This window comes from uncultured Methylibium sp. (assembly GCF_902826655.1).
Taxonomy (GTDB): Bacteria; Pseudomonadota; Gammaproteobacteria; order Burkholderiales; family Burkholderiaceae_C; genus Methylibium.
This window is the reverse complement of sequence record NZ_CADEFR010000015.1, coordinates 47,383-71,495: the sequence shown is the minus strand read 5'-3', so window position 1 is coordinate 71,495 and position 24,113 is coordinate 47,383. Positions and strand designations below refer to the sequence as shown.

23 protein-coding genes and 1 tRNA gene are annotated in these 24,113 nt (G+C 70.2%); 12 read left to right on the top strand and 12 right to left on the bottom strand.

Annotated features, from left to right (window positions below; all coding sequences use genetic code 11):
• The first annotated feature begins 208 nt into the window (after positions 1-208).
• From QZV97_RS08830 to QZV97_RS08815, 4 genes are read left to right on the top strand one after another with little or no spacing between them, the layout of a single operon-like run.
• The gene (locus QZV97_RS08830) at positions 209-1,132 is read left to right on the top strand and encodes a branched-chain amino acid ABC transporter permease (protein WP_295641296.1); all 924 of its coding nucleotides are present in this window, start codon (positions 209-211) and stop codon (positions 1,130-1,132) included.
• Positions 1,133-1,148: 16 nt separating this feature from the next.
• A complete protein-coding gene (locus QZV97_RS08825; RefSeq protein WP_295641307.1) occupies positions 1,149-2,240 on the top strand; it encodes an ABC transporter ATP-binding protein in 1,092 nt (363 codons plus the stop codon).
• 11 nt (positions 2,241-2,251) lie between these two features.
• On the top strand, positions 2,252-3,028 hold the full coding sequence (locus tag QZV97_RS08820; RefSeq protein WP_295641294.1) for an ABC transporter ATP-binding protein: 777 nt from the start codon (positions 2,252-2,254) through the stop codon (positions 3,026-3,028).
• Between the two features lie 14 nt (positions 3,029-3,042).
• Positions 3,043-3,756 (top strand): ABC transporter ATP-binding protein, encoded by a 714-nt coding sequence (locus QZV97_RS08815; protein WP_295641292.1) that lies wholly within the window; start codon positions 3,043-3,045, stop codon positions 3,754-3,756.
• Between the two features lie 11 nt (positions 3,757-3,767).
• On the opposite strand, the gene QZV97_RS08810 is transcribed toward QZV97_RS08815, so the two are convergent.
• A complete protein-coding gene (locus QZV97_RS08810) occupies positions 3,768-4,799 on the bottom strand; it encodes a CDP-6-deoxy-delta-3,4-glucoseen reductase (protein ID WP_295641290.1) in 1,032 nt (343 codons plus the stop codon).
• Positions 4,800-4,873: 74 nt separating this feature from the next.
• On the opposite strand from QZV97_RS08810, the gene QZV97_RS08805 reads away from it, so the two are divergent.
• The gene (locus QZV97_RS08805) at positions 4,874-5,779 is read left to right on the top strand and encodes an NAD-dependent epimerase/dehydratase family protein (RefSeq protein WP_295641287.1); all 906 of its coding nucleotides are present in this window, start codon (positions 4,874-4,876) and stop codon (positions 5,777-5,779) included.
• On the opposite strand, the gene QZV97_RS08800 is transcribed toward QZV97_RS08805, so the two are convergent.
• The 3 genes from QZV97_RS08800 to QZV97_RS08790 form a co-directional block, all read right to left on the bottom strand.
• The gene (locus tag QZV97_RS08800) at positions 5,780-6,766 is read right to left on the bottom strand and encodes a S1C family serine protease (RefSeq protein ID WP_295641285.1); all 987 of its coding nucleotides are present in this window, start codon (positions 6,764-6,766) and stop codon (positions 5,780-5,782) included.
• Between the two features lie 130 nt (positions 6,767-6,896).
• On the bottom strand, positions 6,897-7,490 hold the full coding sequence (locus QZV97_RS08795) for a rhomboid family intramembrane serine protease (protein ID WP_295641283.1): 594 nt from the start codon (positions 7,488-7,490) through the stop codon (positions 6,897-6,899).
• A gap of 10 nt (positions 7,491-7,500) precedes the next feature.
• Positions 7,501-7,585 (bottom strand) — tRNA-Leu (locus QZV97_RS08790).
• Between the two features lie 87 nt (positions 7,586-7,672).
• Here QZV97_RS08790 and cysM point away from each other — a divergent pair.
• The 3 genes from cysM to QZV97_RS08775 are packed head-to-tail and all read left to right on the top strand — an operon-like array spanning position 7,673 to position 9,397.
• Complete coding sequence (cysM, locus tag QZV97_RS08785; RefSeq protein ID WP_295641281.1) at positions 7,673-8,578, top strand: cysteine synthase CysM; 906 nt, start codon at positions 7,673-7,675, stop codon at positions 8,576-8,578.
• A 17-nt stretch (positions 8,579-8,595) separates the two neighbouring features.
• The gene (locus QZV97_RS08780; RefSeq protein WP_295641279.1) at positions 8,596-9,132 is read left to right on the top strand and encodes an NUDIX hydrolase; all 537 of its coding nucleotides are present in this window, start codon (positions 8,596-8,598) and stop codon (positions 9,130-9,132) included.
• A gap of 37 nt (positions 9,133-9,169) precedes the next feature.
• The gene (locus QZV97_RS08775; RefSeq protein WP_295641277.1) at positions 9,170-9,397 is read left to right on the top strand and encodes a sulfurtransferase TusA family protein; all 228 of its coding nucleotides are present in this window, start codon (positions 9,170-9,172) and stop codon (positions 9,395-9,397) included.
• A gap of 18 nt (positions 9,398-9,415) precedes the next feature.
• On the opposite strand, the gene galU is transcribed toward QZV97_RS08775, so the two are convergent.
• On the bottom strand, positions 9,416-10,282 hold the full coding sequence (galU, locus tag QZV97_RS08770; protein ID WP_295641275.1) for a UTP--glucose-1-phosphate uridylyltransferase GalU: 867 nt from the start codon (positions 10,280-10,282) through the stop codon (positions 9,416-9,418).
• A 120-nt stretch (positions 10,283-10,402) separates the two neighbouring features.
• Between galU and QZV97_RS08765 the strand changes: the two genes are divergently transcribed.
• The gene (locus QZV97_RS08765) at positions 10,403-11,539 is read left to right on the top strand and encodes an NAD(P)-dependent oxidoreductase (protein WP_295641273.1); all 1,137 of its coding nucleotides are present in this window, start codon (positions 10,403-10,405) and stop codon (positions 11,537-11,539) included.
• On the opposite strand, the gene QZV97_RS08760 is transcribed toward QZV97_RS08765, so the two are convergent.
• From QZV97_RS08760 to QZV97_RS08750, 3 genes are all read right to left on the bottom strand, one after another.
• Positions 11,490-14,315 carry a valine--tRNA ligase gene (locus QZV97_RS08760; RefSeq protein WP_295641271.1) on the bottom strand — a complete coding sequence of 942 codons (2,826 nt, stop codon included), beginning with the start codon at positions 14,313-14,315 and terminating at the stop codon, positions 11,490-11,492. The two genes, QZV97_RS08765 and QZV97_RS08760, sit on opposite strands and share 50 nt — an antisense overlap.
• A 66-nt stretch (positions 14,316-14,381) precedes the next feature.
• A complete protein-coding gene (locus QZV97_RS08755) occupies positions 14,382-15,041 on the bottom strand; it encodes a hypothetical protein (RefSeq protein ID WP_295641269.1) in 660 nt (219 codons plus the stop codon).
• A gap of 53 nt (positions 15,042-15,094) precedes the next feature.
• Positions 15,095-15,895 (bottom strand): gamma-glutamyl-gamma-aminobutyrate hydrolase family protein, encoded by an 801-nt coding sequence (locus QZV97_RS08750; RefSeq protein WP_295641267.1) that lies wholly within the window; start codon positions 15,893-15,895, stop codon positions 15,095-15,097.
• Positions 15,896-15,967: 72 nt separating this feature from the next.
• On the opposite strand from QZV97_RS08750, the gene QZV97_RS08745 reads away from it, so the two are divergent.
• Together QZV97_RS08745 and QZV97_RS08740 are read left to right on the top strand one after the other, a co-directional pair.
• Positions 15,968-18,331: a UvrD-helicase domain-containing protein gene (locus QZV97_RS08745; protein ID WP_295641265.1), complete on the top strand. Its 2,364-nt coding sequence runs from the start codon at positions 15,968-15,970 to the stop codon at positions 18,329-18,331.
• A gap of 244 nt (positions 18,332-18,575) precedes the next feature.
• Positions 18,576-19,076 (top strand): DUF1097 domain-containing protein, encoded by a 501-nt coding sequence (locus QZV97_RS08740; RefSeq protein WP_295641263.1) that lies wholly within the window; start codon positions 18,576-18,578, stop codon positions 19,074-19,076.
• A 25-nt stretch (positions 19,077-19,101) separates the two neighbouring features.
• Here QZV97_RS08740 and QZV97_RS08735 read toward each other — a convergent pair whose 3' ends face one another.
• Entirely contained in the window at positions 19,102-19,326 is a 225-nt protein-coding gene (locus QZV97_RS08735) for a hypothetical protein (protein WP_295641260.1), read from the bottom strand.
• A gap of 222 nt (positions 19,327-19,548) precedes the next feature.
• Between QZV97_RS08735 and QZV97_RS08730 the strand changes: the two genes are divergently transcribed.
• Complete coding sequence (locus QZV97_RS08730; RefSeq protein ID WP_295641258.1) at positions 19,549-21,831, top strand: PhoX family phosphatase; 2,283 nt, start codon at positions 19,549-19,551, stop codon at positions 21,829-21,831.
• Positions 21,832-21,906: 75 nt separating this feature from the next.
• Here the strand turns inward: QZV97_RS08730 and QZV97_RS08725 are convergent, their stop codons facing one another.
• The 3 genes from QZV97_RS08725 to QZV97_RS08715 are packed head-to-tail and all read right to left on the bottom strand — an operon-like array spanning position 21,907 to position 24,049.
• On the bottom strand, positions 21,907-22,719 hold the full coding sequence (locus QZV97_RS08725; protein WP_295641256.1) for a BPSS1780 family membrane protein: 813 nt from the start codon (positions 22,717-22,719) through the stop codon (positions 21,907-21,909).
• A 10-nt stretch (positions 22,720-22,729) separates the two neighbouring features.
• A complete protein-coding gene (locus tag QZV97_RS08720) occupies positions 22,730-23,704 on the bottom strand; it encodes a homoserine kinase (protein ID WP_295641254.1) in 975 nt (324 codons plus the stop codon).
• A gap of 6 nt (positions 23,705-23,710) precedes the next feature.
• Positions 23,711-24,049 carry a hypothetical protein gene (locus QZV97_RS08715; RefSeq protein WP_295641234.1) on the bottom strand — a complete coding sequence of 113 codons (339 nt, stop codon included), beginning with the start codon at positions 24,047-24,049 and terminating at the stop codon, positions 23,711-23,713.
• Between the last annotated feature and the right edge of the window lie 64 nt (positions 24,050-24,113).

Here is a 24,113-nt window from a genome sequence, read left to right as displayed (position 1 = left end):
CGATCGGGCCGCCGGCGTTTTGCCAGCGGGTCTACCCGCAGCGGACGGCGTGATCCGGCTGACTACAATGCGCCGCGCCCGAGTGACGCCACGATGAAGGAAGCCCGCAGCTGGCGGGCTTTTTGCTAGACACCGCCAACGCCGCCCACCGGCTGCTCCAGCGGTGATGCGCCGCCACCCCGCGTCGCCCTCACAGGAGCCCCGCACGATGGACATCTTCATCCAGCAGATCATCAACGGCCTGGTGCTCGGGAGCATGTACGCCCTGGTCGCCCTCGGCTACACGATGGTCTACGGCATCATCAACCTGATCAACTTCGCCCACGGCGAAGTGCTGATGGTCGGAGCCCTGACCAGTTGGACCGTCGTCACCGTGCTGGCCGGTCTGGGCCTGCCAGGGTGGCTGCTGCTGCTGGTGTCGCTGATCGCAGCGATCGTCGTCTGCGCAGCGCTCAACTTCGCCATCGAGAAGATCGCCTACCGGCCGCTGCGCAACGCGCCGCGCCTGGCGCCGCTGATCACCGCCATGGGCATGAGCCTGCTGCTGCAGACGCTGGCGATGATCATCTGGAAGCCCAACTACAAGCCCTTCCCGATCCTGCTGCCCAGCGAGCCCTTCCACATCGCCGGCGCGGTGATCAATACCACGCAGATCCTGATCCTGGTCGTCACCGCGGTCACGCTGGCCGGCCTGATGTTCCTCGTCAACAAGACCAAGCTGGGCCGGGCGATGCGGGCCACGGCCGAGAACCCCAAGGTCGCCGGCCTCATGGGCGTGCGGCCCGACACGGTGATCTCGGCCACCTTCATCATCGGCGCCGCGCTGGCCGCGCTGGCCGGCGTGATGTACGCGGCCAACTACGGCTCGGTGCAGCACACGATGGGCTTCCTGCCGGGCCTGAAGGCCTTCACCGCGGCGGTGTTCGGCGGCATCGGCAACCTGGCCGGCGCGATGGTCGGCGGCGTGCTGCTGGGACTGATCGAGTCGATCGGTGCCGGCTACATCGGCGCGCTGACCGGCGGCATCCTGGGCAGCCACTACCAGGACATCTTCGCCTTCATCGTGCTGATCCTCGTGCTGACGCTCAGGCCGCAGGGCCTGCTCGGCGAGCGCGTCGCGGACCGTGCCTGAGGAGCCGACGATCATGATGAAGAACAAGCTCGTCGTCTTCCTGATCGCCGGGGCCCTGCTGCTGCTGACGCCGCTGGTGGCGCAGTACTTCGGCAACGCCTGGGTGCGCATCATCGACATCTCGCTGCTCTACGTGCTGCTGGCGCTGGGGCTCAACATCGTGGTCGGCTATGCCGGCCTGCTGGACCTGGGCTACATCGCCTTCTACGCGCTGGGGGCCTACCTGTTCGGGCTGCTGGCCAGCCCGCACCTGCCGGATCACTTTGCCGCGATCCAGGCGATGTTCCCTGCGGGCCTGCATTCGCCCTGGTGGCTGACGGTGCCGATCGCGGCCGTGGTCGCGGCGATCGCCGGCGTGGTGCTGGGCGCGCCGACGCTCAAGCTGCGCGGCGACTACCTGGCGATCGTCACGCTCGGCTTCGGCGAGATCATCCGCGTGTTCCTGAACAACCTCGACGCGCCGGTCAACATCACCAACGGCCCGAAGGGCATCTCGCAGATCGACTCGGTCAACTTCTTCGGCCTGAACCTGGGCAAGCCGCTGAACCTGGGCTTCATCGAGCTGCCGCCCGTCACGCTGTACTACTACCTCTTCCTCGCGATGGTGATCGTGAGCGTGGTGATCTGCTACCGGCTCGAGCGCTCGCGCATCGGCCGTGCCTGGATGGCGATCCGCGAGGACGAGATCGCCGCCAAGGCCATGGGCATCAACACCCGCAACCTCAAGCTGCTGGCCTTCGGCATGGGAGCGACCTTCGGCGGCGTGGCCGGCAGCATGTTCGGCACCTTCCAGGGCTTCATCTCGCCGGAGTCGTTCTCCCTGCAGGAATCGATCATGGTCGTGGCCATGGTGGTGCTGGGCGGCATCGGCCACATCCCGGGCGTGATCGTCGGGGCGCTGCTGCTCGCGGCGCTGCCGGAGGTGCTGCGCTACGTCGCCGGCCCGCTGCAGGCGATGACCGGCGGGCGGCTCGACGCGGCGATCCTGCGCCAGCTGCTGATCGCGCTGGCGATGATTGCGATCATGCTGGCCCGGCCGCGCGGCCTGTGGCCGTCGCCCGAGCACGGCAAGGTCGCGCCGACCGGCAATCCGGCCGTCGCGCCGTGAAGGAGGACGCCATGAGCGACACCGTTCTCCAGGTCACCCAGGTCTCCAAGCGCTTCGGCGGGCTGCAGGCCCTCAGCGACGTCGGCATCAGCATCCAGCGCGGCCAGGTCTACGGACTGATCGGCCCCAACGGCGCGGGGAAGACCACCTTCTTCAACGTCATCACCGGCCTGTACACCCCGGACTCGGGCACCTTCGAGCTCGAAGGCAAGCCGTACAAGCCCAGCGCGGTGCACGAGGTCGCCAAGGCCGGCATCGCGCGCACCTTCCAGAACATCCGCCTGTTCGCCGACATGACGGCGCTCGAGAACGTGATGGTCGGCCGCCACGTCCGCACGAAGTCCGGGCTCGTCGGCGCCGTGCTGCGCACGCCCGGCTTCAAGCACGAGGAAGCGGCGATCGCCAAGCGGGCGCAGGAACTGCTCGACTACGTCGGCATCGGCAAGTACGCCGAGTACAAGGCCCGCACGCTGAGCTACGGCGACCAGCGCCGGCTCGAGATCGCGCGTGCGCTGGCCACCGACCCGAAGCTGATCGCCCTGGACGAGCCGGCCGCGGGCATGAACGCCACCGAGAAGGTCGTGCTGCGCGAGCTGATCGACCGCATCCGCAAGGACGGCCGCACCATCCTGCTGATCGAGCACGACGTGAAGCTGGTGATGGGCCTGTGCGACCGCGTCACCGTGCTCGACTACGGCAAGCAGATCGCCGAGGGCGAGCCCGCGGACGTGCAGCGCAACGAGAAAGTCATCGAGGCCTACCTCGGGGCCGGGCACAAGGCCCATTGAGCAGGAGCGAGAACATGGCAGACACCCTGCTCAAAGTCAGCGGCCTGAAGGTGGCCTACGGCGGCATCCAGGCGGTCAAGGGCGTCTCGCTCGAGGTCTGCCAGGGCGAGCTGGTCAGCCTGATCGGCGCCAACGGCGCCGGCAAGACCACCACGCTCAAGGCGATCACCGGGCTGCAGCCGGTGGGCGGCGGCGAGATCGAGTTCATGGGCCGCAGCATCAAGGGCCAGGGCGCCTGGGACCTGGTGAAGCAGGGCCTGATCATGGTGCCCGAGGGGCGCGGCACCTTCACGCGCATGACGATCACCGAGAACCTGCAGATGGGCGCCTTCGTGCGCAACGACAAGGAGATCGACGCCGACATCGAGAAGGTGTTCGCGATCTTCCCGCGCCTCAAGGAGCGCCGCAACCAGCTGGCCGGCACGATGAGCGGCGGCGAGCAGCAGATGCTGGCGATGGGTCGCGCGCTGATGGCCCGGCCCAAGGTGCTGCTGATGGACGAGCCTTCGATGGGCCTGTCGCCGATCATGGTCGACAAGATCTTCGAGGTCGTGAACGACATCCACCAGCGCGGCACGACGGTGCTGCTGGTCGAGCAGAACGCCAGCCGCGCGCTGCAGCTGGCGACGCGCGGCTACGTGATGGAGTCGGGCGAGGTGACGATGAGCGGCGACGCCAAGGCCCTGCTCGACGACCCGAAGGTGCGGGCGGCCTACCTGGGCGAATGACGAGCGCGGCGCTAGGCGCCGTGCTTGTCGGCCTCGGAGGTGAACGAGTCGGCGTAGAACTCGTCCGCCGGCAGCCCGCAGCGCTCCACGAAGTCCCGCTGCGCCGACTCCACCATGACCGGCGCGCCGCAGGCGTAGACCTGATGCCCTGACAGGTCGGGCAGGTCGGCCATCACGGCCCGGTGAACGAAATCGACGCGGCCGGCCCAGGCGTCCTCGACCTTGGGCTCGGACAGCACCGGCACGTAGCGCAGGTTCGGCAGCGCGGCCGCCGTGTCGACGGCCCAGTCGTGCAGGTAGAGATCCGACTTGCTGCGGCAGCCCCAGTACAGCACCGCCTCGCGCTGCGAGCCCTTGAACTGCAGGTGCTCGATGATGGCCTTGATCGGCGCGAAGCCGGTGCCCGAGGCCAGCAGGACGATCGGCTTGGTCGAGTCCTCGCGCAGGAAGAAGCTGCCGAACGGCCCTTCCATGCGCAGGATCTCCTTCTCCTTCATCGCACCGAAGACGTGGTCGGTGAACTTGCCGCCGGGCATGTGGCGCAGGTGCAGCTCCAGACCGCCCTCGATGCGATGCGGCGCCGTGGCCATCGAGTAGCTGCGGCGCGCGCCATCGCGCAGGATGAACTCGACGTACTGCCCGGCGTGGTACTTGAGCGCCACGTTGGCCGGCAACTGCAGGCGCAGGATCGCCACGTCGGGCGCCGGTCGCTCGATCGCCGCGACGCGGCAGGGCATCTTCTGGATCGCGAACTCGCCGGCTCCGGCGACGGTGCGCGCCTCGACCCGCAGGTCGGTCTGCGGGGTCGCGCAGCAGGTCAGGATCCAGCCGGCATCTTCCTCCGCGGTGCTCAGCGCCTTCTGCTGATGCGCGCCGTGGATCACGCGGCCTTCGAGCAGCCGGCTCTTGCACGAGCCGCAGGCGCCGTCGCGGCACCCGTAGGGCAGGCCGACACCCTGGCGGATCGCTGCCGGCAGCACCGCCTCGTCGCGCGCCACCTCGAAGCTGCGGCCGCTGGGCTGCAGCGTCACCTTGAAGTTCATTCGGTATCCTCGAACCGGTCCCCAACGGCCGCCATTGTGCCCGCCGGACCCTTCCTGCCGACCGCCCCGCGCCCATGCCCACACCGTCGCCCAGCCGCCCCGCGGCCTTCCGCAAGCCGCGTCTGCTGATCGTCGGCTGCGGCGACATCGGCGAGCGTGTGCTGCGCCAGCTGGGGTCGCGCTACCGCGTGACGGCGCTGACCTCGCAGCCGGCGCGGACCAGCACCTTGCGTCGCGCAGGCGCAAGACCGCTGCTTGGCAACCTGGATCGTCCGCCGACCCTGGGTCGCCTGGGCGCGCTGGCGACCCGCGTGCTGCACCTGGCGCCGCCGCCCGCTGCCGGGACCGACGACACGCGGACGGCTGCGCTGCTGCGCGCCCTGGCGCGCGGCGGCAGCGTCCGGCAGATCGTCTATGCCAGCACGAGCGGCGTCTACGGCGACGCCGGCGGTGCGCGCTTCGACGAGACGCGCGCCGTCGCGCCGGCCACCGACCGCGCACAGCGGCGCGTCGATGCCGAGCGTCGCCTTCGCTGGTACGGCCGTGCCTTCGGCGTCGGCGTGAGCCTGCTGCGCATCCCGGGCATCTACGCGGCCGACCGGCCGGGCGGCGCGCCGCGCGAGCGGGTCGAACGCGGCACGCCGCTGCTGCGCGACGCCGACGACGTCTACACCAACCATGTCCACGCCGACGACCTGGCGCGGACCTGCATCGCGGCGCTGCACCGCGGCCGGCCGCAGCGCGCCGTGCACGTCAGCGACGACACCGAGATGAAGATGGGCGACTACTTCGATCTGGTGGCGGACCTGGCGGGCCTGGCGCGTGCGCCGCGCATCGCCCGCGACGAGGCGCGCGAGCGACTCACGCCGATGACGCTGAGCTTCATGAGCGAATCGCGCCGGCTCGTGAACCGCCGCCTCAAGGCCGAACTGCGGGTCGCGTTGCGCTACCCGACGGTACGCGAAGGCCTGCGAGCCTGATCAGATGCCCGGCGCGCGCCGCAGCATCTGCATCCGGTCGGCGCTGCGCATGGGCACGTCGCGGTGCCGTCCGCCGCGCAGCACCTGCAGCGTCAGCTCGCGCTCGACGCCGCCGCCCCACAGCTGCTTGTAGAAGGCCTCGAGGCCGCGGACCGGCGTGCCGTCCAGGCGCGTGATCAGGTCGCCAGGCTGCAGCCCCGCCGCCTCGGCCGGGCTGTCGCGGCTGACGCGCAGCACGCGCAGGCCGTCGGGCTGCTCGGTGCAGTTGACGCCCAGCCAGGCGCGCTGGCTGGCGCGCGAGGCGCCGCGCTCGCGCAACTCGCCGAAGATCGGCGACAGCAGGTCGATCGGCACGAACATGTTGCCGGCGCCGCGCTCGCCGGGGCCGGGCGCATCGGGCACCAGCAGCGAGCCGATGCCGACGAGCTCGCCACGGGCGTTGAAGAGCCCGGCGCCGCTGTGATCGGTGCGCGCCGGGGCGGTGAACAGCGCGCCGTCGATGTGGTACTCCCAGTAGCCCGAGTAGCTGCGTCGCGACGCCAGCCGCGCGACGCTGAGCTGGCCTGAATCGCCGCCGCTCACGACCAGCAGCGGCTCGCCGGAGGCGACGGTGAGCGCTTCGCCCAGCGGGGCCGGCGCCACGTCCAGCGGCAGCAGGGCCTGCAGCAGCCCGAAGCCCGAGGCCAGGTCGTAGGCCACGACGCGGGCCGGGATGCGCTTGCCGCTGTCGAGCTGCAACTCGACCTCGTCGGCCTCGAGGATCAGGTAGCCGATCGTCAGCACCAGGCCGTCGTGGCCGATGACCACGCCCGAGCCGATGCGGCGCTGGCCCAGCGTGTCGATCGACGACGCGCCGTCGGTGGCGATGCTGCGCACGCCGAGGACGGCGTCGCTGGCACGGGCCAGCTCGGCGGCGTTGGGTGGCTCGGCGCTGCGGGCTGCCTGCGGCAGCCAAGCCACGACCCCCAGCAACAGCCAGAGCGTCATCGTCAGCCAGCGATCACGCCACGCCACCATCTCGGCCGCCCTCGTGAAGACGACGACAGCATGAACCCGCGCGAAGCGCGAGCAAAGCCTGTGGGCTTTGCGCCTGGCGAAACCGGCGACGCGCCGTCGTTCAGCGACGCCGGCCGAAGGGCGCCTGACCGCGCCAGTAGCGGATCATCAGCCAGCCTCCGAGCATGCCGCCCAGGTGGGCGAAGTGCGCGACGCCGCCGCCGGGGCTGTAGAAGCCGAGCGCCAGTTCGATCGCACCGAACACCATCACGAAGGTGCGCGCCTTCATCGGGATCGGCGGGAACAGCGGCATGATGATCCGCTCCGGGAACAGCAGCCCGAAGGCCAGCAGCAGGCCGAACAGTCCGCCCGAGGCACCGACGGTCGGGTTGCCGTAGCCCATCAGCGCCGCCAGCAGGAGTTGCGCAGCCGCGGCGGCCAGCACGCTGGCGGCAAAGAACTGGATGAAGCGGCGCGTGCCCCAGAGGCGCTCGAGTTCCGCGCCGAACATCCACAGGCCCAGCATGTTGAAGAACAGGTGGGCCACGTCGCCATGCAGAAAGGCGTAGGTCACGACCTGCCAGGGCAGGAAGTTGCCGCCGATCGGCCACAGCGCGAACAGCTGCCCGAACCAGGGGCCGAGGAAGAACCCGAGGCAGAACACCGCCACGTTGATCAGCATCAGGGCCTGGGTGACGGGCGGCAGCGGCGGCATGGGCAGGGTCTGGTGCCCCGGGTCGGACTCGAACCGACACTCCTTGCGGAACGGGATTTTGAGTCCCGCGCGTCTACCGATTTCACCACCGGGGCCGGTGTTCTGGAGCGGCGGATTCTGCCACGCACCCCTCTGTGGCTTCCATGGTGCTGCCACAATCGGCCGAGAAAGGTGATCGCCCCATGCCACGCTACCTGACCCTGGAAGACACGATCGGCCGCACGCCGCTGGTGCGGCTGGTGCGGCTGCCCGGCCTCGGGAATGAACAGCGCGGCAACGTCATCCTCGGCAAGCTCGAAGGCAACAACCCGGCGGGGTCGGTCAAGGACCGGCCCGCGATCAGCATGATCCGGCGCGCCGAGGAGCGCGGCGAGATCAAGCCCGGCGACACGCTGATCGAGGCGACCTCGGGCAACACCGGCATCGCACTGGCGATGGCCGCAGCGATCCGCGGTTATCGCATGCTGCTGATCATGCCGGAGGACCTGTCGGTCGAGCGCGCGCAGAGCATGCGCGCCTTCGGTGCAGAACTGGTGCTCACGCCCAAGGCCGGCGGCATGGAGTACGCGCGCGACCTGGCCGAGAAGATGCAGCGCGAAGGCAAGGGCCGCGTGCTCGACCAGTTCGCCAACGCCGACAACCCGCGCATCCACGTCGAGACCACCGGCCCCGAGATCTGGGACGACACCGAGGGCCGTGTCACGCACTTCGTCAGCGCGATGGGAACCACCGGCACGATCACCGGCGTGTCGACCTACCTCAAGGGCCGCAACCCGGCGATCCGCATCGTCGGGGCGCAGCCGAGCGAAGGCTCGCGCATTCCGGGCATCCGCAAATGGCCCGAGGCCTACCTGCCGAAGATCTATGAGCCGAGCCGCGTCGACGAGACGATCAACGTCAGCCAGGCCGATGCCGAGGAGATGGCTCGCCGCCTTGCCCGCGAGGAGGGCCTGTTCGCCGGCATCTCGGCGGCCGGGGCCCTGTGGGCCGCGCTCGAGGTCGCGAAGAGCGTCGAGAACGCGACCATCGTCTTCATCGTCTGCGATCGCGGCGACCGCTATCTCTCGACCGGCGTGTTCCCGGCCTGAGTTCCGGCAGCGCGGCGATGAAGCACGAGGTCCGCCACTGCACGCATTGCGCGACGGCGCTGGCGTGGATCGTCGAGACCGAGGACGGCGGCGACAAGTCGCGGCTGCGCTGCGCGGCCTGCGGCTGGACGCACTGGAACAACCCGACGCCGGTGCTGGCCGCGGTGCTGGAGTGCGAGGACCGCGGCGGCCGCCTGCTGCTGGCCCGCAACGCCGCCTGGCCCGGCAAGAGCTTCGGCCTGGTGGCCGGCTTCATGGAAGCGGGCGAGCGGCCGCAGGACGGCATCGCCCGCGAGGTGCTCGAGGAGACCTCGCTCCAGGCCACCGAGGTCTCGCTCATCGGCGTCTACGACTTCCAGCGCATGAACCAGGTCATCATCGCCTATCACGTGCGTGCCCGGGGCGAGATCCGCCTGTCTCCCGAGCTGGCCGAATACCGGCTGTTCGAACCTGCGCAGGTCAAGTGCTGGCCGGCCGGCACCGGGCAGGCGCTGGCCGACTGGCTGCGCGCCCGCGGCATCGAGCCTCAGTGGATCGAGGGCATCAAGGCCTGAGCCCCGGCCTTCTAGAATCAGTCGAAACGAGGACGACATGGACGTTCACAAGGAACTCGACACCCGCGGGCTCAACTGCCCGCTGCCCATCCTCAAGGCGAAGAAGGCGCTCGCCGACATGACGAGCGGCCAGACGCTGAAGGTGGTGGCCACCGACCCGGGCTCGGTGCGCGACTTCCAGGCCTTCGCTCGCCAGACCGGCAACGAACTGCTGGAACAGCAGAGCGCCGGCGACGAGTTCATCCACTGGCTCAAGCGTCGCTGACAGCGGCGCGCCGCGTCGCTAGAGCTTCAGCGACTTCAGGTACTCGCGGATGCTCGCTCCCACCTGCGGGTGGGCCAGCGCCAGTTCTACGTTGGCCTCGAGGAAGCCTTCCTTGCTGCCGCAGTCGTAGCGCTTGCCTTCGTAGGTGTAGGCGAACACCTTCTGGCGGCGCAGCAGGCCGGCGATGCCGTCGGTCAGCTGGATCTCGCCGCCCACGCCGCGTGGCTGACTGCGGATCTCGGTGAAGACATCGGGCATCAGGATGTAGCGGCCGGCCACACCGAGACGCGATGGCGCGACCTCGGGCGCCGGCTTCTCGACGATGCGGGTGATGTCCATCATGCGATCGCTGACCGGCGTGCCGGCGACGATGCCGTAGCGGCGCGTGTGCTCGGCCGGCACCTCCTGGACCGCGAGGATGGAGGCGCGCCATTCGTCGAACTGATCGACCATCTGGGCCAGGATGGGCTTCTCCCCGACCATCAGGTCGTCCGCCAGCAGGACGGCGAAGGGTTCGTTGCGCACCAGGCGCTCGGCGCACAGCACCGCATGGCCCAGACCCAGCATCTTGGGTTGGCGCACGTAGACGCACTCCATGTCGTCGGGCTTGACCTGGTGGACCAGCGCCAGCAACTCGGACTTGCCGGCAGCCTCGAGCTCCATCTCGAGTTCGTAGGCCATGTCGAAGTGGTCCTCGATCGGGCGCTTGCTGCGACCCGTCACGAAGATCATCTCGCGGATGCCTGCCGCGTAGGCTTCCTCGACGGCGTACTGGATCAGCGGCTTGTCGACGACCGGGAGCATCTCCTTGGGTTGCGCCTTGGTGGCCGGCAGGAAGCGGGTGCCGAGGCCGGCCACCGGGAAGATCGCCTTGTTGATCAGCATTTCCTTACAATCGCTCGTGCTTGTGAATTTCATTCTGGCATGTGCGTCAAGTCGCGCGCGCCACCTTGTTGCGGGGGCCGAGGGCATGCGTCGCACCGTCGCAGGGCCCATCATCCATCCATGGATCTGCTGATCGTCGAGCCGCTCGAGAACGAAGTGCTGCAATGGCTGCAGGCCAGGCACCGGGTTCGGCTTGCGCCCGAGCTGGCTCGCGATCCCCGGGCCTTCCGGCAGACGCTGTTCAACGTCCGCTCCGCGATCCTGCCGGCGAGCCTGCGCGTCGATGCCGAATCGCTGTCCTTCGCACCGCTGCTGCGCGCGGTCGGACGCATCGATCCCGGGCTCGAGAACATCGACCTCGAGGCCTGCGCGCGGTCCGGCATCGAGATCGTGCGCGGTGCCGCGGCGACCGCGCCCGCCGAAGCCGAGTTCATGATCGGCGCGCTGATCACGATGCTGCGGCCCGGGGCCGGCGGCGGCCGGGTCACCGCCGGTCGCGAACTCGCCTCGGCCACCGTCGGCCTGATCGGGCTGGCGCCGGCCGCGCGGCTGATGTCCGCGATGCTCAGCGGCTTCGGCTCGCGGCTCATCGGCTACGACCCGACACTGCACGCGAGCGACATGCTCTGGGGCCGCTGGCGCATCGAGGCGATCGGGCTGCGCGAGCTGCTGGAGACCGCCGACGCCGTCTGCGTGCAACTGCCCTACTACAGCCGCTACCAGGGGCTGCTCGGCGAGCGCTACCTGCCGCAATGCAAGCCCGGCCAGGTGCTGGTCAGCACCTCGCATTCGGCGCTGTTCGACGAGGCTGCGCTGGCGATGGCCTTGCGCAGCGGCCGCCTGGCCAGCGCCTGGCTCGACAGCGTCGAACCCGGGCTGCTCGACGAGGGCCGACCGCTCAATCTGGCGCCCAACCTGCACACCAGTTCGCGGCTGGCCGGCTACACGCAGGAGTCGCGGGTGCGCAGCGTCTGGGCCGTGGCGCAGCGGCTCGACGAGATCCTGAGTCAGACCAAGCCGATCGCGCGCGACTTCCGCGCCGCAGGCGCGAACGGTTCTGCGGCCATGCCCGGGCCGCCGCTGCACGGGCCGGTTTCCGGCCCGGCACCGTTTTCGGCCGAAGCCGAGGAAGCGCCCCCCGAGGCCGACGCGGCCGATGGTGACGAGGCGCTGCCGACGCCCGAGGTGATCGCCCCGGACGATGCGCTCAAGCCAGACGCGACAGCTGAACGCGCAGCCGATCCAGCGTCGCGCTGAAATCCGCCAGTCGCTGCCGTTCCTGCGCCACCACGGCCGCCGGGGCCCGCGCGACGAAGCTCTCGTTGCCCAGCTTGGCTTCGACCTTGACGATCTCGCCCTCGAGTCGCGCGACCTCCCTGGCCAGGCGTTCGCGCTCGGCTTCGACATCGATCTCCACGTGAAGTGCCAGTCGCGCCTCACCCAGCACCGACACCGGCGCGGCCGCCGTCGCCTGCGCGAAGTCGGCCTCGCTGTCGAAGACCTTCACGTCACCGAGCTTGGCCAGGGCCTTCAGCAGCGGCGCGGCCTGCGTGATGAAGCCCGCGTCGCCACAGGTCAGCAGCGGGACGCGCTCGGCCGGTGACAGGTTCATCTCGCTGCGCAGGTTGCGGCAGGCACCGACCAGGGCCTTGAGCTTGCCGACCCAGGCGTCGGCCCTGGCGTCGACCTTGTCCAGCTGCGCCTTCGGGTAGGGCGCCAGCGCGATCGTCGCGTCGCTGCCGGCGACCTTGCGCTCCGCCACGGGTGCGACCACCTGCCACAGCTCCTCGGTGATGAAGGGCGTCAGCGGATGCAGCAGGCGCAGCACCGTCTCCAGCACGCGGATCAGCGTGCGGCGCGTGGCGCGCTGCACCGCAGCGTCTGCGGATTGCAGCTGCACCTTGGCGATCTCGAGGTACCAGTCGCAGTATTCGTCCCAGACGAAGCTGTAGATCGCGCCGGCCACCAGGTCCAGCCGGTAGTCGGCATAGCCCTGCTCGACGGCCGCCTCGACGCGCTGCAGCTCGCTGGTGATCCAGCGGTCGGCCTCGCCGAAGTGCAGGTAGCCGCCGGGTACGCATTCCTCGGCGCCGTGCGGCTTGAAGCCGCAGTCCTGGCCTTCGCAGTTCATCAGCACGAAGCGCGTCGCGTTCCAGAGCTTGTTGCAGAAGTTGCGGTAGCCCTCGCAGCGCTTGGTGTCGAAGTTGATGTCGCGGCCCAGGCTGGCGTAGCTGGCCATCGTGAAGCGCAGCGCGTCGGCACCGTAGGCCGGCATGCCCTGCGGGAACTCCTTGGTGATGCGCGCGGCGATCTTCGGCGCCGTCTCGGGGCGGCGCAGGCCGACGGTCGACTTCCTGATCAGCGTCTCGAGATCCACGCCCTGGATCAGGTCCACCGGGTCGAGCACATTGCCCTCGCTCTTGCTCATCTTGTGGCCGTGCGCATCGCGCACCAGGCCGTGGATGTAGACGTCGCGGAAGGGCACCTTGCCAGTGAAGTGCAGCGTCATCATGATCATCCGGGCGACCCAGAAGAAGATGATGTCGAAGCCGGTGACCAGCACGCTCGACGGCAGGAAAAGGTCCTGCTCGATGGTCTTGCCCGGCCAGCCGACGGTGGAGAAGGGGAACTGCGCGGCCGAGTACCAGGTGTCGAGCACGTCCTCGTCCTGCTTCAGCTCGCCGGTGTAGCCGGCGGCCCGGGCCTTGGCGCGCGCTTCTTCCTCGTTGCGCGCCACGAAGACCTCGCCGCCGCTGCCGTACCAGGCCGGGATCTGGTGACCCCACCAGAGCTGGCGCGAGATGCACCAGTCCTGGATGTTCTTCATCCACTGGTTCCAGGTGTTGACCCACTGCGGCGGCACGAAGCGCACGTCGCCGCGCTCGACGGCCTTCATCGCGCGGCCGGCGATCGACTCGCCGTCGCGGCCCGGCTTGGTCATCGCCATGAACCACTGGTCGGTCAGCATCGGCTCGACGACCTGGCCGGTGCGCGCGCAGCGCGGCACCATCAGCTTGTGCTTCCTGGTCTCGACCAGCAGACCGAGGGCATCGAGATCGGCCACCACCTTCTTGCGCGCGACGAAACGATCCAGACCGCGGTAAGGCGTCGGCGCGTTGTCGTTGACGGTGGCATCGAGCGCCAGCACGCCGATCATCGGCAAGCCGTGTCGCAGGCCCACGGCATAGTCGTTGGCGTCGTGGGCCGGCGTCACCTTCACCACGCCCGTGCCGAAGGCGCGGTCGACGTAGTCGTCGGCGATCACCGGAATCGTGCGGTCGCACAGCGGCAGCACCACCTGCTTGCCGACGAGGGCCATGTAGCGCTCGTCCTCGGGGTGGACCATCAGTGCGGTGTCGCCGAGCATGGTCTCGGGCCGCGTCGTGGCTACCACCAGCGAACCGGAGCCGTCCGCCAGGGGGTAGCGGATGTGCCACAGGAAGCCGTCCTCCTCCTCGCTCTCGACCTCGAGGTCCGACACCGCGGAGCGCAGCACCGGGTCCCAGCTCACCAGCCGCTTGCCGCGGTAGATCAGGCCCTCCTCGTACAGGCGCACGAAGGTCTCGGCGACGACGGCCGACTGGGTCGCGTCCATCGTGAAGTACTCGCGCGACCAGTCCACCGTGTCGCCGAGACGGCGCATTTGCGCGGTGATGGTGTTGCCGCTGTGCTCCTTCCACTCCCAGATGCGCGCGACGAAGTTCTTGCGCCCGATGTCGTGGCGGCTCTGGCCCTGGTCCTGCAGCTGGCGCTCCACGACGATCTGCGTCGCGATGCCGGCGTGGTCGGTGCCCGGCAGCCACAGCGTGTTGTGGCCGCGCATCCGGTGGTAGCGCGTCAGCGCATCCATGATGGTGTGGTTGAAGCCGTGGCCCATGTGCAGCGTGCCGGTCACGTTGGGCGGCGGCAGCTGGATGCTGAACGAGGGCTTCGACGGATCGAGTGTCGGCCGGCCCAGGCCGCGCTGCTCCCACAGCGGCGCCCACTTGGCCTCGATCGGCGCGGGTTCGAAGGATTTGGCGAGTTCGGTCATGGCGGGGCGGGGCAGAAACGAGAACGGCGTCCCGTGGGACGCCGTTGCAGCAGGGATCGCCCAATTTTACGGGGCGGGTCGTCCCGGGCAGCCTTCCAGTGCGAGCCCACCCAGCTGCTGGCGGCCATCGACCCACCAGGCCGCGCCGCGCAGGCGCTCGGCCCGCGCGCCTTCGGGGATGCGCAGCGCGCGCAGCTGGGTCGACACGCGCCCGCCGGCGTCCAGCGGCAGGGGGCCGGCCACGGCACGCACGAGGCGGCGTGCCACGGCCGTGCCTTCGCTGCCGGCCGGCACGTCCTCGACGAGCGCGAGGTAGGCGACCGCCCCGGCCGGCGGCTTGCCGCGGGCCGTGAGCTCAAGCCCGAGGTAGCCGTTCCAGGCCGGGCCGCCGGCCACGCGCAGCGCCGGCCCCGGGCGGGCGCGCACGGTCCAGCGGAAGACCTGCGTCGAGACCGCGGCCGGCGCGGCCTCCAGTGCATCCAGCCGTTCGGCGGCTTCCGCGAGCGCCGCCACCGCCAGCGCGGCCTCGGCGCCGCGCGGGCTCGGGGCGATCCAGTCCAGCACCCAGGTCGAACCGGGCAACGCCGCGCCGGGTTCGGCCCAGCAGGCCTCGCAATCGGCCGGGACGAAGCGCTCGACGACCTGGCGCGGCGCCGGGCAAGACGGGGCCGCCTGCGCGACGGCGGTCACGGCGGCGGCGACGACGAGCAGGAGTCTGGGAAACATCGAGTCTGGTCGACCGCGTCGCGGCGGCCTTACACCGGCCATCCGTTCGCCACTCAGTAGCCGCGCCGCGCGCGCGCCGCCGCCAGGAACTCCTGCAGGATCGGCCCGCCGTCGAGCTGCTCGGGGTGCAGCTGGCGCTGCGCCATGAACTCGGGGTGCCATTGCATGCCGAACACGTAGCTCGGCCCGCGCCAGCGCACCGCCTCGACCAGGCCGTCGGGCACGGCGATCGCCTCGACCGCCAGACCGCGGCCCAGGTCCTTGATCGCCTGGTGGTGGATCGAGTTGATCTCGGCACTGGTCCGGTCCGGGTAGAGCGCCGCCAGCCCGCTGCCGGCCACGAGACTGGCACGGTGGAACTGGTGCTCGTAGCGATCCTCGTCGCGGTGCAGCGTCGCCTGCGGCAGCTGGGTCGGGATGTCCTGGTAGAGCGTGCCGCCCAGCGCCACGTTGATCAGCTGGCAGCCGCGGCAGATGCCGATCACCGGCTTGCCGGCCGCGACGAAGGCCTTGAACAGCGCGATCTCGTAGCGGTCGCGCACGCGGTCGCCGGCCCATTCGGGCTGCAGCGGAGTCTCGCCGTAGGTCTCGGGCGCCAGGTCGGCACCGCCCTGCAGCACCAGGCCGTCCAGGCGCTCGGCGTAGTCGTCGAGGCTCACCTCGCTGGGCTGCAAGAGGCCTTCGCTCTCGATCGGCGGGATCATCAGCGCCAGCACCTGCGGCTGCAGCACCCAGTGCGCCACCGACTGCTCGAGGTAGTGCAGCGTCTTCGTGAAGATGCCGCCGATGTCGGCGACCGGGGTGCTCGGGTGGTAGATGCGCGCGGAGATGCCGATGAGCAGCGCGTCCGACATGGGGCAGGTCGTGGCGATGGAGACGCTTCGAAGGATACCCGTCGCCGGGGAGCGGCTCCCTAGAATCCGTGAATGTCACTGTTCCCCGCTCATGATCACGAGGCACCGGCCGCGACCTCCGAGTCGGCCGGCCTGCTGCGCCACCTGAACCCCGAGCAACTGGCCGCGGTCACGCTCCCCGCGGGCAACGCGCTGATCCTGGCCGGGGCCGGCTCCGGCAAGACGCGGGTGCTGACGACGCGCATCGCCTGGCTGGTTCAGACCGGCCAGGTCTCGCCGGCCGGCGTGATGGCGGTGACCTTCACCAACAAGGCGGCGAAGGAGATGCTCACGCGTCTTTCGACGCTGTTGCCGATCAATCCGCGCGGCATGTGGATCGGCACCTTCCACGGCCTATGCAACCGCTTTCTGCGCGCGCACTGGAAGCTGGCGGCGCTGCCGCAGGGCTTCCAGATCCTCGATGCGCAGGACACGGTCTCGGCGGTCAAGCGCGTCATCAAGGCGATGAAGCTCGACGAGGAGCGCTACGTCCCCAAGCAGACCGCATGGTTCATCGCGGGCTGCAAGGAGGAGGCCCTGCGGCCCAGGGACGTCGAGGTGCGCGACGAGCTCACTCGCACCCAGCAGGCCGTCTACCAGGCCTACGAGGACCAGTGCCAGCGCGAGGGCGTGGTCGACTTCGCCGAGCTGCTGCTGCGCGTCTACGAGCTGATGCGCGACCACGCCGAGCTGCGCGCGCACTACCAGCGGCGCTTCCGGCACATCCTGGTCGACGAGTTCCAGGACACCAACAAGCTGCAGTACGCCTGGCTCAAGATGTTCGCCGGCGACCAGAACAACGTGATGGCCGTCGGCGACGACGACCAGAGCATCTACGCCTTCCGCGGTGCGCAGGTCGGCAACATGGCCGACTTCGAGCGCGAGTTCCGCGTGCAGCAGCTGATCAAGCTGGAGCGCAACTACCGCAGCTTCGGCAACATCCTCGACAGCGCCAACGCGCTGATCGCGCACAACCTGCGACGCCTGGGCAAGGATCTGCGTACCGAGGCCGGTCCCGGCGAGCCGGTGCGCGTCTACGAGGCCACCAGCGACTTCGCCGAGGCGCAGTGGTTCCTCGACGAGTCGCGCCAGCTGGTGCGCGACGGCTCGGCGCGCAGCGAGATCGCGGTCCTGTACCGCAGCAACGCGCAGAGCCGCGTGATCGAGAGCGCACTGTTCAACGCCGGCGTGCCCTACCGCGTCTATGGCGGCCTGCGCTTCTTCGAGCGCGCCGAGATCAAGCACGCGCTGGCCTACCTGCGGCTGATCGAGAACCCGAACGACGACACCAGCTTCCTGCGCGTCGTCAACTTCCCGACGCGCGGCATCGGCGCGCGCACGATGGAGCAGCTGCAGGACGCCGCGCGCCAGAGCGGCCGCAGCCTCTACCAGAGCGTCGGCGCCCTGGCCGGCAAGGGCGGCGCCAACCTGCTGGCCTTCACCGCACTGGTCGACGCGATGCGCGAAGCGACGCGCGGCCTGACCCTGCGCGAGATCATCGAGCACGCGGTGCAGACCTCGGGCCTGGCCGACTTCTATCGCAACGAGAAGGAAGGCGGCGACCGGCTGGAGAACCTCGATGAACTGGTCAACGCGGCCGAGGCCTTCGTCACGCAGGAGGGTTTCGGCAAGGATGCGGTCGCGCTGCCCATCGACGAGCAGGCCGGCGCGATCGCGCAGGGTCTGCCCGTTGCCGTCGCGCTGGCCGAGACCCAGCCCGACGCCGAGACCGGCGAGATCATGTCGCCGCTGGCAGCCTTCCTGACGCACGCCGCTCTGGAGGCCGGCGACAACCAGGCCCAGGCCGGGCAGGACGCGATCCAGCTGATGACGGTGCACGCCGCCAAGGGCCTGGAGTTCGACCACGTCTTCATCACCGGGCTGGAAGAGGGCCTGTTCCCGCACGAGAACTCGGCCAGCGATCTCGATGGCCTGGAGGAGGAGCGTCGCCTGATGTACGTGGCCATCACGCGTGCACGCCAGCGGCTGTACCTCAGCTTCAGCCAGACGCGCATGCTGCACGGCCAGACCCGTTACCACATCAAGAGCCGCTTCCTCGACGAGCTGCCCGAGGCGGCGCTGCGCTGGATCACGCCGAAGGCGCAGGGCTTCGGCTCGGGCTTCGCGCGCGACTACCAGGCGGCGTGGCAGCGCGGCTCGGGCCTCGGCGGGATGGTCGGCGCCGGGCGTGTCGAGCCGCCGGCGGCGTTCGAGGCCCGGGCACGCTCGGCTGGCGGCCTGCGCTCCGGCCAGAGCGTCTTCCACACCAAGTTCGGCGAGGGCGTGATCGTCACGCTCGAAGGCGTCGGCGCCGACGCCCGTGCCCAGGTCAACTTCGGCCGCCACGGCATGAAGTGGCTGGCGCTCAGCGTGGCCAAGCTGACACCGGTCGACTGAAGCTGTCGTTCGCACGCCACGCAGCGCTCCTCGATGGTGCGCGGTGGTCCCGCGTGACACAGCCCGCGGCGCCTTGTAACCAAATGCTGCGCTGCCCACGAAGGTTTCCCCGTGCTTGTGGCGGTCGGAGCACGTCCGAACACTGCCGCCACCACTTGTCGTTGGTTGTCGGGGGTGGCGTGTCGGCCGGAGGGCGGACGCTTTCTTTCTTGCATCGAGACCTAGATCCCTGAGGAGACAAGTCATGCCCCTGCTCATTGCCCTGGCCATTTCGATCGGCGTGCTGGCCGTCGTCGCGACCTTCCTGTTCCTCGGCCCGCTGGCGGCCTTCGGCGTCCAGATCTGGCAGGCCTTCGTGGCCTGGGCCAGCCACTACCACTGCGGCGGCAAGGTCGCAGGAACCAAGAGCACCATCATCTGCATGTCCTTCGGCACGGTCGTCGGTGCCTTGTCCGTGATGCTGGCCGGTCAGCTGGGCGGGCTCGGTGCGCTGGCCGCGCCGGTGGCGGTCGGCATCGGCGCCGCCGTCATCGTGCTGGCGGCGCATCTCAGCCTGCTGGCCACGATCCCGGCCTGCGTCTACGGCTTCGCCTGCGTGGCGGGCCTGATCCTGCTGAAGGGCGTCGCGCCGATGGATGCGATCGTGCCGACCATCGTGTCGATCGTGATCGGTGCGGTGTTCGGCTATGCCTCCGAAGCGCTCGGCGGCATGCTCGCGAAGAAGGCCGCCACGGCGACGGCCTGATCCGCCTTGGTCCGGCGCTCCCGGCTCACTCCTGAGCCGGGACGTCGGGCTTTTTGCTCGGCGTCACGGCATCGATGCCGGCGCCGACGACCTTGCCGGTGACCTCCACGCCGGTCACGACCACGGCACCGGCCACGCTCACCGTCGTGCCGACGACCGCAGCGGCCAGGCCGACGGCAGCGCAGCCTGCCAGGCTGCCCGCCCCGACGACCGCCAGCGCCAGGATCACCGTCCTCCAACCCCTCGACATCGCCAGCTCTCCTTGCGGCGCCGCGCTCGCGCGGCTTGTGCCTTCGGAATTGTCGGCGGCCGCCGGCCGCCCGGCGTATCGACTTGCTACGCGCGCCTGTCACGGCTTCGTCACGCCGCCTACACGGCGGGTTCATCTGCGCTGCTTACCGTCCTCGGGTTCTCGACGGTCCCGCTGCAGGGCCGTCGCCCTCCTCCCCAGCAGTCGCAAGGAACCCCACAGATGAACAAGCCGGTCGATCTCCCCCTGGACGCGCTCGCGCATGACGACGAGGACCACAACACCAGCGGCAATCCGAGCTTCATGGACGTGCTCGACGCGCGCCTGAGCCGCCGCTCGGTGCTGCGCGGCGGGGTCGGCAGCGCCGCCAGCGTCGTGCTCGGCGGCCTGAGCCTGTCGGCCTGCGGTGGCGGGGACGACGATCCGGCACCGGCTGCACCTTCGGGCCCGGCGCCCATCACCTCGCTCGCCTTCGCAGCGGTGGCGAAGAACACGCTGGACGTGGTGACCGTGCCGACCGGCTATGCCGCCACGCCGATCTATGCGCTGGGCGATCCGCTGACGGCCGCGACCCCGGCCTTCGCCAACGACGGCAGCGACACCGACTACGACAACCGTGCCGGCGACCACCACGACGGCATGGAGTATTTCGGCCTCAACGCCGCCGGTACGGCGCGCGACCCGCAGGGCTCGACCCGCGGCCTGCTGGCAATGAACCACGAGGCGCTGACCGACAACTTCCTGCACGTCACCGGCAGCAGCGCGCGGCCGCGCCCGGCCTCCGAGTCGGACAAGGAGATCCCGGCGCACGGCGTGTCGGTCGTCGAGGTGCGCAAGACCGGCACGCAGTGGGCCTATGTCCAGAACTCGGCCTACAACCGCCGCGTGACGCCGCTGACGCCGGTCGAGCTGGCGGGCGTGGCGCGCGGCAACGCGCTGACCCGGACGCTGTACTCGCCCGCCGGCACCGGCGCGCGCGGCACCATCAACAACTGCGGCACCGGCTACACGCCGTGGGGCAGCTTCCTCACCGGCGAGGAGAACTGGGCCGGCTACTTCACGCGCGGCGCGGCCGACAACGCGGCCCGCACCGGAGTCGACGCGAAGAGCGTCGCTGCGCTCAACCGCTACGGTCGCGCCCAGGGCGCGGCCAGCCGCCACGGCTGGGAGACCTCGGGTGCCGATGACAAGTACCGCCGCTGGGACATCAGCCGCAGCGGCGCGTCTGCCGAAGGCACGGACGACTACCGCCACGAGCTCAACACCTACGGCTACATCGTCGAGATGGACCCCTACGACCGCGCCGCGGCGGTCAAGAAGCGCACCTCGCTCGGTCGCTTCGCGCACGAGAGCGCGGCCTTCGGCCCGCCGACCGTGGGTCGCCCGCTGGCCGTCTACATGGGCGACGACTCGGTCGGCGAGTACATCTACAAGTACGTGTCGACCGCGAACTGGGACGCTGCCGACGCGACCGCCGCCAACCGCATCGCGACCGGCGACAAGTACCTCGATGCCGGCCGCCTGTACGTGGCGCGCTTCAACGCCGACGGCACCGGCACCTGGATCGAGCTGACGATCACCGACCCGCTGATCTCCGGCTATGCGAGCTATGCCTTCGCCGACCAGGGTGACGTGGTGATCAACGCGCGCCTGGCCGCCGACGCCGTCGGCGCGACCCGCATGGACCGCCCCGAGTGGTGCGCGGTGAACCCGGTCAACGGCGAGATCTACTACACGCTGACCAACAACAGCAGCCGCAAGCTCGCGCCGGCCGCCGGGCAGTTCGGCCTGGACGCTGCCAACCCGCGCAGCTACAGCGACTCGCGCGGCGCCGCCGCGCCGGGCTCGCCGGGCAATGTCAACGGCCACATCATCCGCATGCGCGAGGCCGGCGGGCTGTCGAACGCCGCCACCTTCGCCTGGGACGTCTACCTGTTCGGCGCGCAGGCCGCGCGCGATGCTGCCAACACCACGCTGACCGACACCGAGTACGCGGCGCGCGTCAACCTGTCCAACCTGACCGCCGACCAGGACTTCTCCAGCCCCGACGGCCTGTGGTTCAGCCAGAACACGCGCCTGCTCTACGTGCAGACCGACGACGGCTCCTACACCGACGCGACCAACTGCATGATGCTGATCGGCGTGCCGGGCTCGGTCGGCGACGGCGTGCGCACGACGCTCAGCTACCCGGTGGCCGGCGGTGCCAACGTCAACGTCGACACCTTCGTCGGCGCGCGGCCGTCGGCGACGACGCTGAAGCGCTTTCTGGTCGGGCCGGTCGACTGCGAGCTGACCGGCTGCACCGAGACACCGGACGGCACGACGGTGTTCGCCAACATCCAGCACCCGGGCGAGACGATCAGCGCGGCCAACGTGCCGATCCCCGCCAACTACCGCAGCCACTGGCCGGGCAGCGTCGGCTACGGCGCGGGCGGTGCGACCGCGCGGCCGCGCTCGGCCACGGTGGCGATCACCAAGAACGACGGTGGCCGCATCGGCAGCTGAGGCTGGAGCCTCCTCGACCGACCGCCGCACGCGGACGGTCTTTCCGGGCCGGCGCATCGCGCCGGCCTTTTTCGTTCACGCGGCCTCGGAAGGCCCGTCCGCCGCTTCGTCGGCCAGCTCGAAGCTGTCGACGAAGCTGAAGTAGAGCGAGGCATAGAACACCGTCGAAGCCAGCATCGCCATCGGGATCACGGCCTGCGTCACGGCCATCGGCTGGTCCATCAGCCCGAACACCGTCAGCACCGTGCGCATCAGCAGCACGAAGAGCATCAGCAGGCCGAACCAGGTCAGGCCGTACAGCAGGAAGGCGCTGCGCGCGTTCCAGCAGCCGACCGCGTTGGCGAACAGGGCCTTGCCGACCGCCAGGCGGCCCCAGCAGACCAGCACGGGCACGTGCCAGAAGGCCAGCGACACGAGGCTCAGCAGGCCCAGGCGCAGCAGCACCGAGAACAGGAAGGCCGACTCCTGCTGCACCGCCTCGGGCGTGCTGCGCCCCTCGGCCACCGCGAGCATGTTCTCGGTCAGCTGGCCGCCGTCGATCACGTGCGCCAGCAGCATCGCGGCGATCATCGTGCCGGCATACGCGGCGCCGGCCTGGAGCAGGCGCTTGAGGTGCAGCGGGTCGCGCAGCGGCGCGATCAGCAGGCGCGGCCCGGGCACGCGGCCGCTCAGGACCTCGCGCGTGGCCAGCATGAAGCCGACGTTGACCACCGGCGTCAGCACCAGCGCCAGCAGCGGCCCGAACAGCGGCAGCTCGGAGAGCACCCAGGCCCCGATGCCGCACAGCGCCAGCAGCGCGGTGTAGGCCAGCGGCTGGCGCAGGAACATGCGGCAGCCGGCGCGCACCCACTGCACGCCCTGCAGGGCGCGGACGGTCTTGAGCTTCATCGCCGGCCGTTCATGCGCGCGCCGGGTGCCAGGGTTGCGCGACGCGCTCGCGCAGCACGCGCTCGAAGTGCGCCGGGTCGTGCGGCACCAGCGCATGCGCCTCGCGCGGCAGGTGGTAGTCCCACAGGCGCGAGATCCAGAAGCGCAGCGCCGCGGCGCGCAGCAGGGCCGGCATCAGCCGCAGCTCGTCGCCGGTGAGCCGGCGCTCGGCGTCGTAGGCCGTGACGAAGGCGCTGGCGCGGTCCTCGAGGAGGCGTCCGCTCGGCAGGTCGACGCACCAGTCGTTCAGGCACACGGCGATGTCGAAGGCGTAGCGGTCGACGCCGGCGAAGTAGAAGTCGAAGAAGCCGCTCAGGCGCGGCGCGCCGTCGGGGCCGTCCTCGAACATCACGTTGTCGCGGAACAGGTCGGCGTGGATCGCGCCGCGCGGCAGCGCGGCGTCGGAGGCCGACGCGGCAACGCTGTGCTGGAAGGTCAGCTCGGCGGTGATCAGCGCATGCTGCCCGGGCGTCAGGAAGGGCAGCACCAGCGGCACCGTCGCATCCCACCAGGGCAGGCCGCGCAGGTTGGGCTGCTGGCGCGGGTAGTCGTGGCCGGCGAGGTGCATGCGGGCGAGGGCGGCGCCCACCTGCTCGCAATGCGCGGCGCTGGGCGCCAGCGCATGGCCGCCGCGCAGGCGGTCGACCACCGCGGCCGGCTTGTCGTGCAGCGCGTGCAGGATCTCGCCGCTGGCGTCGGCCTGCGGCTCGGGCACCAGGATGCCCTGCCGGGCCAGGTGCTTCATCAGGTGCAGGTAGAACGGCAGCTGTTCGAACGTCAGGCGCTCGAAGAGCGTCAGCACGTACTCGCCGCGTTCAGCGCTGAGGAAATAGTTGGTGTTCTCGATGCCGGCGGTGATCGGCTTCAGCGACTTCAGCGCGCCCAGCCCGAGGCGGTACGCCAGCCCGGCGGCCTCGTCGACGCCGACTTCGGTGAAGACCGCCATCGCGGACTAGAACGTCAGGACGCGCCAGACGCGCTTGCCGGCCGCTCCCTTGGCCGAACTGGGGCCGTCCGAAACGTCGCGGCCCGCGTCGATGGGCAGCACCTCGTACTCGGCCTTGATCGGGCCCTTGGGCTGCACGCGGATGCTGCGCACCGCGCCGCGGACGCTGAGCTCCTCGATGCGCGCGTTGTCGTCCTCGACCACGTTGCGCCGGACGGACGGCTCACCGGCCGGGGCCGGCACGGCCACCGGGGCGGGCTTGGCGGCGGGTGCCGTCGTCTGCGCCGGCGCATGCAGCGGCGCGAGGCACAAGGCGGCGATCAGCAGGACACGGGGCGAAGCCATGATCCGATTGTAGAGGGGCGTCCCCTCGCGGCGGGCGTGGCCTCCCTGCCGCCACAATGGCCCC